Origin of the sequence: Vagococcus sp. AM17-17 (genome assembly GCF_003471765.1) — a bacterium.
In the GTDB taxonomy this organism is placed as follows: domain Bacteria; phylum Bacillota; class Bacilli; order Lactobacillales; family Vagococcaceae; genus Vagococcus; species Vagococcus teuberi.
In genome coordinates this window covers 31,473-45,458 of the sequence record NZ_QRJY01000002.1, presented here as the reverse complement: position 1 = coordinate 45,458, position 13,986 = coordinate 31,473, and the positions used below count along the sequence as shown (strand labels likewise).

The 13,986-nt window shown below is 33.9% G+C and carries 20 protein-coding genes, 1 tRNA gene and 2 other annotated features; of the genes, 18 read left to right on the top strand and 3 right to left on the bottom strand.

The annotated features are described in order from the left end of the window. The first annotated feature begins 6 nt into the window (after nt 1-6). The 5 genes from dhaL to DW196_RS03925 all read left to right on the top strand — a co-directional run bounded on the left by dhaL (nt 7) and on the right by DW196_RS03925 (nt 3,582). Complete coding sequence (dhaL, locus tag DW196_RS03945; protein WP_118250288.1) at nt 7-585, top strand: dihydroxyacetone kinase subunit DhaL; 579 nt, start codon at nt 7-9, stop codon at nt 583-585. Next, on the top strand, nt 586-954 hold the full coding sequence (gene dhaM, locus DW196_RS03940; RefSeq protein ID WP_071456378.1) for a dihydroxyacetone kinase phosphoryl donor subunit DhaM: 369 nt from the start codon (nt 586-588) through the stop codon (nt 952-954). Nucleotides 955-970: 16 nt separating this feature from the next. Continuing rightward, the gene (locus DW196_RS03935; RefSeq protein ID WP_071456379.1) at nt 971-2,104 is read left to right on the top strand and encodes a glycerol dehydrogenase; all 1,134 of its coding nucleotides are present in this window, start codon (nt 971-973) and stop codon (nt 2,102-2,104) included. A 103-nt stretch (nt 2,105-2,207) separates the two neighbouring features. Then, on the top strand, nt 2,208-3,197 hold the full coding sequence (gene dhaQ / locus DW196_RS03930) for a DhaKLM operon coactivator DhaQ (RefSeq protein ID WP_118250286.1): 990 nt from the start codon (nt 2,208-2,210) through the stop codon (nt 3,195-3,197). A 184-nt stretch (nt 3,198-3,381) separates the two neighbouring features. Beyond that, on the top strand, nt 3,382-3,582 hold the full coding sequence (locus tag DW196_RS03925; RefSeq protein WP_071456381.1) for a cold-shock protein: 201 nt from the start codon (nt 3,382-3,384) through the stop codon (nt 3,580-3,582). Between the two features lie 50 nt (nt 3,583-3,632). Here DW196_RS03925 and DW196_RS03920 read toward each other — a convergent pair whose 3' ends face one another. Then, the gene (locus DW196_RS03920) at nt 3,633-4,289 is read right to left on the bottom strand and encodes a pentapeptide repeat-containing protein (protein ID WP_118250284.1); all 657 of its coding nucleotides are present in this window, start codon (nt 4,287-4,289) and stop codon (nt 3,633-3,635) included. 124 nt (nt 4,290-4,413) lie between these two features. Beyond that, nucleotides 4,414-4,554: a sequence feature (ribosomal protein L20 leader region), on the top strand. 25 nt (nt 4,555-4,579) lie between these two features. Here DW196_RS03920 and infC point away from each other — a divergent pair. The 3 genes from infC to rplT all read left to right on the top strand — a co-directional run bounded on the left by infC (nt 4,580) and on the right by rplT (nt 5,753). After that, a complete protein-coding gene (infC, locus tag DW196_RS03915) occupies nt 4,580-5,101 on the top strand; it encodes a translation initiation factor IF-3 (protein ID WP_071456383.1) in 522 nt (173 codons plus the stop codon). Between the two features lie 25 nt (nt 5,102-5,126). Then, the gene (gene rpmI / locus DW196_RS03910; RefSeq protein WP_071456384.1) at nt 5,127-5,327 is read left to right on the top strand and encodes a 50S ribosomal protein L35; all 201 of its coding nucleotides are present in this window, start codon (nt 5,127-5,129) and stop codon (nt 5,325-5,327) included. A 66-nt stretch (nt 5,328-5,393) separates the two neighbouring features. Next, nucleotides 5,394-5,753 (top strand): 50S ribosomal protein L20, encoded by a 360-nt coding sequence (gene rplT, locus DW196_RS03905; RefSeq protein WP_071456385.1) that lies wholly within the window; start codon nt 5,394-5,396, stop codon nt 5,751-5,753. A gap of 47 nt (nt 5,754-5,800) precedes the next feature. Here the strand turns inward: rplT and DW196_RS03900 are convergent, their stop codons facing one another. Further along, on the bottom strand, nt 5,801-7,720 hold the full coding sequence (locus DW196_RS03900; RefSeq protein ID WP_118250282.1) for a fructose-1,6-bisphosphatase: 1,920 nt from the start codon (nt 7,718-7,720) through the stop codon (nt 5,801-5,803). Between the two features lie 141 nt (nt 7,721-7,861). Between DW196_RS03900 and DW196_RS03895 the strand changes: the two genes are divergently transcribed. Continuing rightward, nucleotides 7,862-8,554, top strand: coding sequence for an O-methyltransferase (locus DW196_RS03895; RefSeq protein ID WP_118250280.1), 693 nt, complete (start codon nt 7,862-7,864; stop codon nt 8,552-8,554). An 89-nt stretch (nt 8,555-8,643) separates the two neighbouring features. Here DW196_RS03895 and DW196_RS03890 read toward each other — a convergent pair. Further along, nucleotides 8,644-8,717, bottom strand: a tRNA-Arg gene (locus tag DW196_RS03890). A 186-nt stretch (nt 8,718-8,903) separates the two neighbouring features. Between DW196_RS03890 and DW196_RS03885 the strand changes: the two genes are divergently transcribed. The 9 genes from DW196_RS03885 (at nt 8,904) to DW196_RS03845 (ending at nt 13,769) form a co-directional block, all read left to right on the top strand. Then, nucleotides 8,904-9,602 (top strand): TetR/AcrR family transcriptional regulator, encoded by a 699-nt coding sequence (locus tag DW196_RS03885; protein WP_158563509.1) that lies wholly within the window; start codon nt 8,904-8,906, stop codon nt 9,600-9,602. A 76-nt stretch (nt 9,603-9,678) separates the two neighbouring features. After that, nucleotides 9,679-9,749: a sequence feature (ribosomal protein L21 leader region), on the top strand. Between the two features lie 19 nt (nt 9,750-9,768). Further along, nucleotides 9,769-10,077 carry a 50S ribosomal protein L21 gene (gene rplU / locus DW196_RS03880; protein WP_071456389.1) on the top strand — a complete coding sequence of 103 codons (309 nt, stop codon included), beginning with the start codon at nt 9,769-9,771 and terminating at the stop codon, nt 10,075-10,077. A 22-nt stretch (nt 10,078-10,099) separates the two neighbouring features. Next, entirely contained in the window at nt 10,100-10,447 is a 348-nt protein-coding gene (locus tag DW196_RS03875) for a ribosomal-processing cysteine protease Prp (RefSeq protein WP_079347366.1), read from the top strand. Further along, nucleotides 10,441-10,725 carry a 50S ribosomal protein L27 gene (gene rpmA / locus DW196_RS03870; RefSeq protein WP_071456391.1) on the top strand — a complete coding sequence of 95 codons (285 nt, stop codon included), beginning with the start codon at nt 10,441-10,443 and terminating at the stop codon, nt 10,723-10,725. The genes DW196_RS03875 and rpmA overlap by 7 nt, the downstream gene beginning before the upstream one ends. A gap of 118 nt (nt 10,726-10,843) precedes the next feature. Then, nucleotides 10,844-11,908: a Xaa-Pro peptidase family protein gene (locus DW196_RS03865; RefSeq protein WP_187363575.1), complete on the top strand. Its 1,065-nt coding sequence runs from the start codon at nt 10,844-10,846 to the stop codon at nt 11,906-11,908. A 36-nt stretch (nt 11,909-11,944) separates the two neighbouring features. Then, on the top strand, nt 11,945-12,502 hold the full coding sequence (efp, locus tag DW196_RS03860) for an elongation factor P (RefSeq protein ID WP_071456392.1): 558 nt from the start codon (nt 11,945-11,947) through the stop codon (nt 12,500-12,502). Nucleotides 12,503-12,526: 24 nt separating this feature from the next. Next, a complete protein-coding gene (locus tag DW196_RS03855) occupies nt 12,527-12,955 on the top strand; it encodes an Asp23/Gls24 family envelope stress response protein (RefSeq protein ID WP_071456393.1) in 429 nt (142 codons plus the stop codon). A gap of 1 nt (nt 12,956) precedes the next feature. Next, nucleotides 12,957-13,397 (top strand): transcription antitermination factor NusB, encoded by a 441-nt coding sequence (nusB, locus tag DW196_RS03850; RefSeq protein WP_233541912.1) that lies wholly within the window; start codon nt 12,957-12,959, stop codon nt 13,395-13,397. A gap of 96 nt (nt 13,398-13,493) precedes the next feature. Next, on the top strand, nt 13,494-13,769 hold the full coding sequence (locus DW196_RS03845) for a hypothetical protein (RefSeq protein ID WP_118250276.1): 276 nt from the start codon (nt 13,494-13,496) through the stop codon (nt 13,767-13,769). The last annotated feature ends 217 nt before the right edge of the window (nt 13,770-13,986 follow it).

Genomic DNA, 13,986 nt, shown 5'->3' with positions numbered 1-13,986 from the left:
GAATGTATGGAAGCAAAACAAATTATAAAGTGGTTACAACTTTTTACAGATAAAGTTGGTGAAAATAAAGCGTATTTAAGTGAGCTAGATACACCAATCGGAGATGGTGATCATGGTGCCAACATGGCTCGTGGAACGAGTGAAATGATGAAATCTATCGAAGAAAAAAAACCTGAAACACCAACAGATGTCTTTAAGTTAGCAGCTATGACATTGATTAGTAAAGTCGGTGGGGCATCTGGTCCATTATATGGTTCTGCTTTTATGGGAATGACAAAAGCATCAATGAAATCAGATGATTTGGTGACAATTTTAGAAGGTGGCATGAGTGAAATTCAAAAACGTGGAAAAAGTGAGCCAGGCGAAAAAACAATGCTGGATACTTGGTCACGTGTCATTGAATCCCTCAAAGACGGTTCTTTAACAGAAGAAAAAGTGAAAGAAATTGCCGAAGAAACAAAAGAGATGAAAGCAACAAAAGGACGTGCCTCTTATTTAGGTGAACGTTCAATTGGACACATTGATCCAGGTGCTATGTCAAGTAGTTACCTATTTGAAGCTATGATAGAAGCAGGAGTGAAGTAGATGAGTTTAGGAATCGTATTAGTATCACATGTATCAGAGATTACAACAGGTATTACACGTTTAATCAAAGAAGTAGCTAAAGATGTTTCGATTACAACAGCTGGCGGATTGGAAGATAACGGTATTGGAACTAGTTTTGATACGATTATGTCAGCATTTGAAGAAAATGAAGCAGACACTATCCTGGCTTTTTATGACTTAGGAAGTGCTAAAATGAACTTGGAATTAGCAATGGACATGACAGATAAAAATGTCATTTTATATGATACAGCATTAGTTGAAAGTAGTTATACAGCGGCTGCGTTAATACAAGCTGGTGCTGATATAAAAACCATTGAAGAACAATTAAGCGAATTAAAGGTTAAATAATCTAGGAGGAAAGATCATGAGAAAAGCATTTATTAGTCCATCAAAATATGTACAAGGTGAAGATGAATTACTGAATTTAGGTTATTATGTTAAAACATTTGGAAAGACAGCTCTTTTAATCGCACATCAAGATGATATCAATCGTGTGCAAGAAAAATTAGATAAAACAGCAGAAAAATTTGGTATAACATTTATCCCGAGTCATTTTAATGGTGAATGCTCACGTGGTGAAGTAGCAAGATTACAAGCTTTTGCGAAAGAAAATAAAGCAGATTGTGTGATTGGTTTAGGTGGTGGTAAAGCCATAGATACGTCAAAATGTGTAGCTGAAGGAGATAATTTAATTATTGTGCCAACAATTGCTGCAACCGACGCTCCAACGAGTCATTCAGCTGTTTTATATACTGAAGATGGTGAGTTTGATGACTATGCTTACTTTAAACAAAGTCCAAGCGTGGTAATGGTTGATACAACAATTATCGCAAACGCTCCGACAAGATTTTTAGTGTCAGGTATGGGGGATGCGTTATCAACATTATTTGAAGCCCGTGCAACAGCGAATTCATTTTCAAATGTTAACGCTGGATTACCAAATGGTTATGTGACAAAAGAAACAGCACCAGCTAAAAATACGATTGCAGCTTACACATTAGCTAAAGTGTGTTATGAAACATTACTTGAAAATGGCTACAGTGCCAAAATAGCATGTGACAATAACATCGTGACACCAGCATTAGAAAACATTGTTGAGACAAATATCTTATTATCTGGTTTAGGATTTGAAAGTAGTGGTTTAGCTGCTGTTCACGCGATTCATGATGGATTGACTGCATTAGAAGGAACTCATTCATACTTCCATGGTGAAAAAGTTGCCTTTAGTGTGATTTGTCAATTAGTCTTAGAAAATGCCTCACAAAAAGAATTACATGAAGTACTTGATTTTAGTTTATCAATTGGCTTACCAGTTTGTTTAGAAGATATTGGTGTGGAAAGCATTACATTTGAAGAAGCAATGGAAGTGGCTGAAAAAGCATGTATACCTGAAGAATCAATTCATTCTATGCCTTTCCCTATTGTTGAAGAAGAAGTTGCGGCTGCCATTATTGCAGCAGATAAGATTGGTCGTGACTACAAAGCGAAACATAAATAATGATTTAAAGTTTTCAAACAGCCAGAATGCCCTATTCTCTGGCTGTTTATTGTTTTATATACTTATGTTAGACTAGGAAGGAAAAAGAAGAAGGGGGGATGTTATGACACGGATTATCAATAAACCAAAAGATACTGTTTCACAAGTTTTAAATGGTGTGGCATACATTCATCAAGATATCTTACAAAGAATTCCTAAAACAGGTATATTATTACGCAAAAAGTTGACGCCAGATCGTGTCGCAATTATTAGTGGCGGTGGAAGTGGACATGAACCAGCACATTTTGGGTATATTGGAGAAAACATGCTTGATGCTTCAGTAAGTGGACCAATATTTATTCCGCCGACAGCTGAAGAAGTGTTTGAGGCCATTCAAAAAACAGATCAAGGTAAAGGTGTTTTATTAGTCATAAAAAATTTCGAAGCTGATATAAATAATTTTTTACAAGCAGAAAAGCAAGCGAAAGAAGCGGGTCATAATGTTTCCCATGTGATTGTCAACGACGACTGTTCAGTTGAAACGGGAAGTTTTGAAAAAAGACGTCGAGGTGTCGCTGGAACTGTTTTTGTACATAAAATACTAGGAGCAGCAGCTAGTGAAGGCAAATCATTAGATGAATTAGTTTCAATAGGAGAAAAAGTCATCAATTCAATGAATAGTCTAGGAGTTGCTTTATCAAGTGGGACAAGTTTAACTGGAGAAACGTCTAACTTTACCTTAGAAAAAGATATGATTTCGTTTGGTATTGGCATTCATGGTGAGGAAGGATACCGAAGTGAACCATTTCATTCGTCAGAACACTTAGCCAATGAGCTATTAAATAAATTACTCGTTCAGTATGATGATTATATTAATAAAAGATTTGCAATCCTTATAAATGGTTTGGGGACAACGACGATAATGGAGCAGTATGTTTTTTCAAATGATGTCAAAAGGCTGTTAGAGTTAGAGGGTGTAACGGTTGTTTACGCTAAAACAGGAAATTATATGACATCAACTAATATGGCTGGAATTTCATTGACTCTTTTAGAAATTACCGAAGATAATTGGTTAGATTACCTTAAAAAACCAACTAATGCTTTTGCCTGGTAAAAAAATTAATTTATTTTAAAAAAAGGTTGTATTTAAATGAAAGTCATGATATATTAATAAGCGTAGTATATTTGATTCGTTTTAGGAAAATTAACATTCTGTTTACATTTCTCCTATTAAGCGTCACATTTATTGCAACAAAATATGCGTATATGATTACGCGATAATAAGGAGGAAACACAACATGGCAAACGGAACTGTAAAATGGTTTAACGCTGAAAAAGGTTTTGGTTTTATCACTCAAGAAGGTGGAGAAGATGTATTTGCACATTTCTCAGCTATCCAAGGTGACGGATTCAAAACTTTAGAAGAAGGTCAAGAAGTGACTTTTGATGTTGAAGAAGGTCAACGTGGACTTCAAGCAACTAACATCGTTAAAGCTTAATCTAACTTTTAATTAAACAAAACCACTTAAGTTAATTCTTAAGTGGTTTTTTATTTGCTTGAATCAAGTGGCTCGTCGATTACCATACCAAGAGCTAAACCAATGCTAATCATTTGATCCATATTTACGATAAGTCCTTGAATTTTATCAGGAGAAAAGTATATCTGTTCAAAGTGACAACTAGATAAATTTAATCCAGAAAAAGTAGTGTTTAGCCAAGTTGATTTTTCAAGGTGGCAGTCATTAAATTCACAATGCTTCCAATCTAAGTCAGAAAACTCGGAAAGTGATAAGTCAGAAGATAACCATCCTGTATATCTAATTTTAGCAAAGTTAAAAGAGGTGTAAGGCATAGTACATTGCTTAAATTCGCAGTGACTTAGGTAAGAATCAGCAAAGTTAACACTAGTTAAACGACAATTTTTAAACAGAACACGATGAAACGAACTGTCAATCCATTCCGTATTGGAGAAATCACAGGAATCAAAAATCGTGTCGCTAATTTCAATAGCCTCACACTGTTGATTGGAAAATGTCGTTTTTTGCCAATGATTTTTATCAATTATTAACCGATTAATTTGGGTAGTATCTTCTTTGGTAACATACAAAAATTGTAAATTATCAAGGGTGTTATTAGATAAATATTCTGGGAAACATGTTTTATCTTCTAGTTTATCTTTTATTAGAATAGGGTGATTTCGTTTCATGTATCATCCAACCTTTCAAATAGTAAAAACGTCAATTTTAAATTAAGTATAACATATTTTAAAAATAGCTAATCAAAAAAATGTTGACTTTTAGATCTAATTCTTATACAATGAAGAAGTTGAGAAATCAAAGCAGAAGCACCCGCTTCTCGCCTTAACAATAAAAATTGTTGGGCTAGATAACGTTTAGTTTTGATATTTTTATCAAACACTATTTTGGTGCGGGGTCTTTATATAATAATAAAGAACTCGTTTTTTTCTGTGTTTTTCTCTAGAATATTCGGAGGTGAATGACCATAGCAAAAGATAATATGGTGAATGACGGCATTCGTGCAAGAGAACTACGTTTAATTGCAGTAGACGGAGAACAGCTAGGTGTTAAATCTAAAGTAGAAGCTTTAAGAATTGCTCAAGAGGCGAATCTTGATCTTGTTTTAGTGTCACCAAACGCTAAACCACCAGTTGCAAAAATCATGGATTATGGAAAATTCCGTTTTGAGCAACAGAAAAAGGAACGCGAAGCCCGTAAAAAGCAAAAAGTCATTAATGTAAAAGAGGTTCGTTTGAGCCCAACGATAGATGTCAATGATTTTAATACCAAGTTGCGTAACGCGCGTAAATTCCTTGAAAAAGGTGATAAAGTGAAAGCTTCTATCCGATTTAAAGGTCGTGCGATTACCCATAAAGAAATTGGTCAGAACGTCTTAAATCGCTTAGCGGATGAAACAAATGATATCTCAGTTGTTGAACAGAAAGCGAAAATGGATGGTAGAAGTATGTTTATCATGCTTGCACCAAAAACAGATAAGTAGGTAAAAATCTGAGGAGGAAAATAACATGCCAAAAATGAAAACACACCGTGGATTAGCAAAACGTGTAAAACGTACTGGTGGTGGAGGACTTAAAAGACATCGCGCATTTACTAGTCACCGTTTCCATGGAAAAACTAAAAAACAACGTCGTCAATTACGTCGTCCAGCAATGGTATCAAAAGGCGATTACAAACGTATCCGTCAACAATTGACTCGCATGAAATAATTTTTAGTTTTTGATAATAACTAAAAACATATACTGAAATATTGAACAACTCAAGGAGGAATTATCATGGCACGTGTAAAAGGTGGAACAGTAACTCGCCAACGTCGTAAAAAAGTGCTTAAGTTAGCTAAAGGCTACTATGGCTCAAAACATACATTATATAAAACAGCAAAAGAACAAGTGATGACTTCTTATACATACGCATTTAGAGATCGTCGTCAAACAAAACGTAACTTCCGTAAATTATGGATTGCTCGTATTAACGCAGCAGCTCGTATGAATGGGTTAAGTTACTCTAAATTCATGCATGGATTAAAATTAGCAAACATTGATATGAACCGTAAAATGTTAGCTGATATCGCTATTCATGATGCAGAAGCATTTACAACATTAGCGGACCAAGCAAAAGCTGCTTTAGCTAAATAATTTAAAAAACCTTAGAAAACATTGAATGTTTTCTAAGGCTTTTTTGTTTAGTATGGTAAAAAATTTAATAATTTTGTCAGATCATTTATTTGTCCTTGTAAACTTGAACCAATCGTTGTATCGCGAACATATTTTCTTTCAACGGGTCTATCAACAATACGTTTGATAGAAACAATGTCATCATTTTGTAAAATCACTTCTTCTACAGAAGAAAATGGTTTGTGTGCGACTAATTGCATACCATATGAATTGTACAGTAAGGTGTATCCTGCGATTCCTGTTGTCTTTTGGTATGGTTTTGAAAACCCACCATCAATCACTAACATTTTACCACCGGCTTTAATTGGCGTCTCACCTTTAATTTCTTTCACTGGCGTATGACCATTTATAAGGTGGCTATCATCTTTATAGAGACCAAACTCCGATAGAATAAAGGAAATCGTTTCTTCGTTTTCTCTAAGCGTGTAATAAGCGTTTTTTTCTTCAATATGCGTGGATTTATCTTCAATAAAGTAACGCTCAAAAGTCGTCATTTCTTTTTTTCCAAATAAAGAAGAGTTCTCACCAGACCATAAGTACCATAATAAGTCTGTATCAAAATCATCGTATGTTTCTGGATTGGTGTAAGCTTTTCTAAGGCTTGTCTCAAAGAAATCTAGCAGTTCTTTTCCTTTATATGACCCGTCAGTTAGTTTAAATTCTTTTAAAGAACCATCTTTATTTAAGGGAACGCAACCATGTATCAGTAGGTTATCATTATAAACCAAGTACATATTTCCTTTTTTGACTAAAAAATCAGTATGACGTTTTAGTTTTTCAGAGTGGATAAAGTTTTGCATCAGTCTTTCGATGATATCTTCTTCTTCATGTGTAAGTACTGAAGGATTGTCAGGATTGACTGTCATAAAACAAGTATTAGTTAAAGGATATTCTTTTCCTTTTATCGAGACAGTCAACTGGTCAAAATTTGTATGTGACAATAGTTTACGGTGATCCATATCAAATTCAGGTCGTCTTTGAACTAATTGTTCTTCTAGTTTGAATTGTAAGATAGCTGCAGCCTGATGCATTTTAGTTGTTTCTAACAGTTCTTCTTTAGAAGAATAGGTTTCAGGTGTTGGTTTTGGTCTAAAGGCTTCGTTATCTAGGTAATATTTTTCAGCATAAGTAAGTAGTGGTCGCAAATTAATGCCATAAGTATCTTCTATTATATCTAAATTATTATAACGAGCGGATATTCGAATAATATTCATCATACATAACGGTGATCCAGCAGCTGCTCCAATCCAAATAATATCATGGTTTCCCCACTGTATATCAACAGAATGATAATCAATTAAGCCGTCAATGATTTTATCAGGTTCAGGTCCTCTGTCGTAAATATCGCCGACAACATGGAGATGGTCTATAACAAGTCGTTGAATGGTGTAGCACAAATCAATAATTAAAGCGTTTCCTCGTTTAAGCGTTAAAACATCTGATATGATTTGGTTATAGTATTCTTTTTTATCAGTATTTGTTTTAACCTGATATAAAAGTTCTTCAATAATGTAAGAAAAACGTTTAGGTAACGATTTTCTTAATTTTGAACGAGTATATTTACTTGCACTAAATTTAATTAATCGAATGAGCTGATCAATTGTTTGTCTATACCAATTAGTGTCAATTAGTTTTTCAATGTGTTTGAGTTTTTGTTCTGGATAATAGATGAGTGAAGCAAGTATTTGTTTTTCTTTATCCGTTAACTCGTTATTGAAGACATCATTTATCTTTTCCTTAACGTTTCCAGATCCGTTACGTAGTAAATGTTGAAAGGCATTAAACTCTCCATGCAAATCACTAACAAAGTGTTCTGTTCCTTTAGGTAAATTTTGAATCGCTTTCAAATTTATGATTTCGCTAATGATGTTTTCTTTATTTTTGTATTGTTTGTAGAGTAAATCAAGATATTTATTTTGTTCTTCCATAATCCCTATACCTTTTCTTTTTTAGGTTAATAGTAGTATATAGAGTTATATTAGTCAATCTATACCAATTAGTAAAATTTACCTAATTGTCAAATGAAGAAAAAGTTTGTATAATTTTAAAGGATTGGAAAGGTGATAAAAATGAGAAATGAAATGATGTATCGTCCAGTGTTAAAAGACGAGATAATCGATTTAGTTAGATATAGACAGCCTGAAATGGGTGGAAAAGTTGGAGAAATCCAACAAGAAGCAAAAGAAACAGGAGTGCCAGTTATTCCTAATGAGACGGCTACGTTTCTGCGTTTCTTTTTAAAACAAATAAAAGCCAAAAATGTATTAGAAGTAGGAACAGCGATAGGTTTTTCGGCTAGTCTGATGATTGATGCTATGGGTCCAGATAGTCATGTTACGACGATTGATCGGTTTGATGTCATGATTAGACGAGCAAAAAAAACATTCGAAAAACTAGGAATAGAAGATCAAGTAACACTACTTGAGGGGGACGCTAAAGATATTTTAGGAACACTTGATGGACCGTTTGATTTTATTTTTATGGATAGTGCTAAATCAAAATACATTGAATTTTTACCAGATTGTTTAAGATTGGTGAAAGAAGGTGGCGTGATTATGATTGATGATGTATTTCAAGCAGGAACAGTCATGCACGACATAAAGGACATTCCTAAAAGTCAAAGAACAATTTATAGAAAATTGAATAAATTGTATGATGCTGTACTTGGCCATGACGATTTATCAGTGACGATCTTGCCACTAGGTGATGGCGTATTGATGATTTCAAAAGAAGTTGAAGAAGTGAATTTAATAGTTGATTAAAGAATGTGGTGGATACACATTCTTTTTTTTGTTATATTAAGACAATAAAAAAACCAATTGATAAAAACCTTATCAACTGGTTTAAATAACGTCGCAGGAGGGATTCGAACCCCCGACCGTTCGCTTAGAAGGCGAATGCTCTATCCAGCTGAGCTACTGCGACTGGATGATTAAAAGTATATGCTGTTTTAAACAACAGAATAATCATAAACAATTTTTAGAGAATAGTCAACAGTTTTTTTAATAAAAAAATTGTCATTAAAAAACTTGACCTAAAAGGAAAATTAAAAGAAAAAATGGATGATAAACAAACGAAAATTAAAAATACTAGACAAAAAGTAGAAGTATGATGTATACTTACAAAAGTATTGTTGATATTATGGGGAAATTAAACAATATAACAATTAATTTAGGTGTAAGGGGAATATACAATATGGGGAAAATTGATCCACGAGTCATTAAAACTCGTAAAAAACTAAGACAGGCTTTTTTAGATTTATTAAAAACTCGTAGCTTAAGCGAGATGAATATTAAAGATTTAACTAATCAAGCAGGTGTTACCAGAGGAACTTTTTATTTACATTACCGAGATAAAGATACATTTATTGAGACGATTATGGAAGAAATTATTGAAGATTTCTATGAATCAGTCATTGAGTATGTACCTTATCAAGGCGATGACGAGAAACAAATTCCAAGAATTGTTTTAGATAAAGTGTTTTCTTATATTGGTAACTCACCAGAGTTTTTTATCACGCTGCTTAATGAAAACGATGCAGAAGACTATCGTGTGCTGTTTAGCGAACGTTTATACGACTATGTCTTAGCTCATGTAAATTATGGTAACTCTATCCCAGTTAGAAAGATGCCAAAAGAATTAGTGAATAACTTTGTTGTTTACTCATTGTTAGGTATTGCAAACGCTTGGGTGAATGAAGGACAAATTTATGCTAATCATTATATTGCAGCAATGGTTTCTAAGATGTATCGTTCTGAATTATTCATAGAAGTTGGATTATCAGACTTTTTTGTATCAGAAACAATCTAAATTTAACGAGAATGGTCAAAAGTTGTTGACCATTCTCGTTTTTTTTGGTACCATGTTAATGTTGTATTTGTGTGCACCACAACTACAACCGCACGAAACAAGTATTAAGAACGCGAGTCGCTTGTGACGGCGAGTCTAAGTAAAGAGAAGGAGGTGCGGAACAAACATGTACGCTATTGTAAAAACTGGTGGAAAACAAGTTAAAGTAGAAGTAGGTCAAGCAATTTACGTTGAAAAATTAGACGTAGAAGCTGGCGGTAAAGTTGTGTTTGATGAAGTCGTTTTAGTAGGTGGAGAATCAACAAAAGTTGGTACACCACTTGTAGAAGGAGCAACTGTTGAAGGAACTGTTGAAAAACAAGGAAAACAAAAGAAAGTTGTAACTTACAAATACAAACCTAAAAAAGATAGTCATCGTAAACAAGGTCATCGTCAACCTTATACAAAAGTTATGATTGAAGCAATTAATGCCTAATTCTTAGAAAGTAGGTATGCTTGTGATACAGGCTAAATTTAAGCAAACTGAGACCGGTGAGTTTTTATCATTTGAAATGGATGGACATGCTGAATCAGGGCCTTTTGGCTATGATATCGTGTGTGCTGCGGCCTCTGCTTTATCTATTAATACGATAAATAGTATTAATGAGTTAGCAGGTTATACGCCCATCTATGATATGGAATCAGGGTATCTTTATTTTGAAAGATTAGAGTCTTTATCAGATAGACAAATTGATATAACAAATCTTTTGGTTCACAGTTTATTGATTGGGTTACGCTCAATCGAAGCTGATAATCAAGCGTTTATACAAGTTAAACTTAGTCAAGGAGGTGCAAATCCATGTTAAAAATGAATCTACAATTATTCGCCCATAAAAAAGGTGGAGGTTCTACTACTAACGGTCGTGATTCAAGATCAAAACGTTTAGGTGCTAAACGTGCTGATGGTCAAACTGTATCAGGTGGATCAATTTTATACCGTCAACGCGGAACAAAAATTTATCCAGGTGAAAACGTTGGTCGTGGTGGAGATGATACATTGTATGCAAAAGTGGACGGAGTTGTTCGTTTCGAACGCAAAGGACGCGAAAAAACACAAGTATCTGTTTATCCAGTGGCTAAATAATTTACTAATTAAAGCAACTTATTCAATAGAGTAGGTTGCTTTTTTTGTTGCGTTTGATTTTATTTCACTCATAAGTTTGTTATAATAAAAAGTAGCATAATGAAAGAGGGCGACGTAAATGATGGAACGTGTAGAAAAATTACGAAGTAAAATGGTAGAACGTGGAATAGATAGCTTTTTAATTACTAATTCATATAATTTAAGATACTTAACTGGTTTTACAGGAACGACGGGTGTAGCGTTGATTACACTAGATAAAGCCTATTTCATTACGGATTTTAGATATACAGAACAAGCAAGCGAACAATGTAAAGGGTATGAAATTGTGAAAAATGTTGAACCAGTGTTTAATGTAGCAGCTGATTTAATTAATAGTTCTGCAGCACAAAACATGGCATTTGAAGAACAAACAGTGTCATTTTTCCAATATATTGTCCTTGAAGAGTTAGTGAATGTAGATTTAGTCCCTGTTACTGGTATGATTGAAACACTACGTGAAGTGAAAGACGTAGCAGAAATTGAAACAATTCGTAAAGCTTGTCAAATTGCAGATGCTGCGTTCGAGCATATCTTGACTTATATCAAACCCGGCATGACAGAAATTCAAGTAGCTAATGAATTAGACTTTTATATGAGAAGTTTAGGAGCAAGCGGTGTATCATTTGATACAATTGTAGCAAGTGGATTGCGTTCAGCAATGCCTCATGGAGTGGCGAGTGATAAAAAAATTGAAGTAGGAGATTTTATTACAATAGACTTTGGTTGCTACTATAATGGCTATGTATCAGACATGACTCGTACGATTTCTTTGGGTGAACCAAGTGAAAAATTAAAAGAAATCTATCAAGTTGTTAAAGACGCACAGCAACTTGTTTTAGATAAAGCTAAACCAGGTATGACAGGTGTGGAACTTGATGCGATTGCAAGAGATTACATTACTGACAAAGGGTACGGCGAAGCGTTTGGGCATTCGACAGGTCATGGTATTGGTTTAGAAATTCATGAAGGTCCTAATGTGTCTAAATTAGCTGAAAAAACATTTGTTCCAGGTAATGTCATTACAAATGAACCTGGCATCTATTTACCGGGGATTGGTGGGGTTCGAATCGAAGATGACATGTTAGTAACAGAAGATGGGATCGACCGATTGACACACTCTCCAAAAGAGCTTATTATTTTATAGAAATTTTTGTGAGTCACAAAGGTTTAGGAGGCCGCTATGATATCAGTTAATGATTTAAAAACTGGATTAACAATTGAAGTTGATGGTAATATATATAGAGTAATTGAGTTTCAACATGTTAAACCTGGAAAAGGTGCTGCATTTGTGAGAACCAAACTTAAAAATCTAAGAAATGGCAATACTGCTGAGAAGACATTTCGCGGAGGAGAAAAAGTAGCAAAGGCACAAATTGACAATAAAAAAATGCAGTATCTTTATGAATCTGGTGGTAGTTATGTTTTCATGGATATGGATACATATGAACAGTTAGAATTACCATTTGAAACCATTGAGGATGAATTAAATTATTTATTGGAAAACAGTGAGTGTCATATTATGATGTATGGCACAGAAACTATTGGAATAAATCTTCCAAATACGGTAGAATTAGAAGTCAAAGAAACAGAACCAGGAATTAAAGGAGATACGTCATCAGGAGGCTCAAAACCTGCTATAATGGAGACAGGTTTAGTTGTCCAAGTACCTTTCTTTATTAGTGAGGGTGACCGTTTGATTATTAATACATCTGATGGTTCATATGTTTCTCGTGCATAGTGATAGACTAAAGGAGGAAGTTTAATGTCAGAAAATAAAAATTTGGTATTAAGTAACCAAAACCAAGCAATTGACGGAGAAATTGTTGTTGCTCCTGAAGTGATAGAAGTTATTGTAGGTATTGCTGCATCAAAAGTATCTGGTGTTTATGGCATGCGCGGTAACTTAGCATCTAATGTTGCTGAACTTTTTGGAAGTTCTGTACATGATAAAGGGGTGTATTTAACAAACGATTCAGGAAAAATAACACTAGATCTGTATTGCTTTTTAAATTATGGTGTCTCTGTTCCTAAGACAGCCATTGATATGCAAGAAAAAGTAAAACAGCAAGTTTTTTATATGACAGATTTAGAAATAGCAGAAGTAAATGTGCATGTTGTAGGTGTAGTGCCAGAAAAAACAACATTACCAGATTTAAATGAATTATTTGATTCAGAAAATGAGGAAGATTAGAGTGGGATTAACAAGACACCAGTTAAGAGAAGTAGCTTTTCAGACGATATTTTCGATGATGTACCAAGAAGATGCAGCAATCATTGACTCGATTTCTTATACGTTATCATTGATGGATGAAAAATTTGAGTTAGAAGAAGAAGATTTAGTGATTCCAACCTATTTGGAAGTAGTTGTTACTGGAATCATGGAAAAACAGACTATGCTAGATTCAATCATCGAAAAGCATTTAAAAGGCTGGAAAATTAATCGCTTAGCGAAAGCTGACTTGATTATTTTACGTCTGGCTATTTTTGAAATGTTATATTTAAAAGATGTACCCAATAAAGTATCGTTGAATGAGGCGTTGGAATTAGCAAAAACGTATAGTGATGAAGAATCTAAACGTTTTATTAATGGTGTATTATCATCTGTTTTGAACGATATCGAAAGTCAAAAATAATTAACAAAGAGGCTGACCCAAAAGTCTTAAAATAGAAAAAAACCCATGAAATCCGTTAATTATAACGTTGATTTCATGGGATTTCTATTTTGTTAGGTGGGTGATCTTTCAAGAGATGGTAAGTTAAAAGAAAGGGCCGATAAGCTTGAGAGCGAATTATCGGAAAAAGAAGTGTTTACAGAATTAATCAAAAGTAAAGAACAAGCAATTGGTGAGCTTAATGAAAAGAAGACTGACTTAGAAACACAAATTGAGGAATTAAAAGCTACTATAGAAACGCAAAAGAAAAATTTAGCAGCAAAAGATGCATATAGAGAAGCGGAAATCGCTGAAATGGAATCATACTATACTGGAGAAGTTAAAAAATACTAAGATCAAGTAATAGCTACGATGTAGAAAAGAATGCGGTTCTTGAGAAATTAAATGATTTAACAGTTGAAAAAGAAGATTTAGACAAAGAACTTACACGCTTAACAAAAGCAAGTAATGAAAAAGGTGGCAAACTAGAAAAAGCTGAGAGTATTATAGAAGAAGTAAATACAAATGAAAATGGCTAGTAATTTTTATTGTCGAAATTAATATTCATAGT

What these genes read in the sequence shown, in the direction of transcription:
- dhaL (WP_118250288.1), top strand. Translation starts at nt 7, where the DNA reads ATGGAAGCAAAACAAATTATAAAGTGGTTACAACTTTTTACAGATAAA.
- dhaM (WP_071456378.1), top strand. Translation starts at nt 586, where the DNA reads ATGAGTTTAGGAATCGTATTAGTATCACATGTATCAGAGATTACAACA.
- DW196_RS03935 (WP_071456379.1), top strand. Translation starts at nt 971, where the DNA reads ATGAGAAAAGCATTTATTAGTCCATCAAAATATGTACAAGGTGAAGAT.
- dhaQ (WP_118250286.1), top strand. Translation starts at nt 2,208, where the DNA reads ATGACACGGATTATCAATAAACCAAAAGATACTGTTTCACAAGTTTTA.
- DW196_RS03925 (WP_071456381.1), top strand. Translation starts at nt 3,382, where the DNA reads ATGGCAAACGGAACTGTAAAATGGTTTAACGCTGAAAAAGGTTTTGGT.
- DW196_RS03920 (WP_118250284.1), bottom strand. Translation starts at nt 4,289, where the DNA reads ATGAAACGAAATCACCCTATTCTAATAAAAGATAAACTAGAAGATAAA.
- infC (WP_071456383.1), top strand. Translation starts at nt 4,580, where the DNA reads ATGACCATAGCAAAAGATAATATGGTGAATGACGGCATTCGTGCAAGA.
- rpmI (WP_071456384.1), top strand. Translation starts at nt 5,127, where the DNA reads ATGCCAAAAATGAAAACACACCGTGGATTAGCAAAACGTGTAAAACGT.
- rplT (WP_071456385.1), top strand. Translation starts at nt 5,394, where the DNA reads ATGGCACGTGTAAAAGGTGGAACAGTAACTCGCCAACGTCGTAAAAAA.
- DW196_RS03900 (WP_118250282.1), bottom strand. Translation starts at nt 7,720, where the DNA reads ATGGAAGAACAAAATAAATATCTTGATTTACTCTACAAACAATACAAA.
- DW196_RS03895 (WP_118250280.1), top strand. Translation starts at nt 7,862, where the DNA reads ATGAGAAATGAAATGATGTATCGTCCAGTGTTAAAAGACGAGATAATC.
- DW196_RS03885 (WP_158563509.1), top strand. Translation starts at nt 8,904, where the DNA reads ATGTATACTTACAAAAGTATTGTTGATATTATGGGGAAATTAAACAAT.
- rplU (WP_071456389.1), top strand. Translation starts at nt 9,769, where the DNA reads ATGTACGCTATTGTAAAAACTGGTGGAAAACAAGTTAAAGTAGAAGTA.
- rpmA (WP_071456391.1), top strand. Translation starts at nt 10,441, where the DNA reads ATGTTAAAAATGAATCTACAATTATTCGCCCATAAAAAAGGTGGAGGT.
- DW196_RS03865 (WP_187363575.1), top strand. Translation starts at nt 10,844, where the DNA reads ATGATGGAACGTGTAGAAAAATTACGAAGTAAAATGGTAGAACGTGGA.
- efp (WP_071456392.1), top strand. Translation starts at nt 11,945, where the DNA reads ATGATATCAGTTAATGATTTAAAAACTGGATTAACAATTGAAGTTGAT.
- DW196_RS03855 (WP_071456393.1), top strand. Translation starts at nt 12,527, where the DNA reads ATGTCAGAAAATAAAAATTTGGTATTAAGTAACCAAAACCAAGCAATT.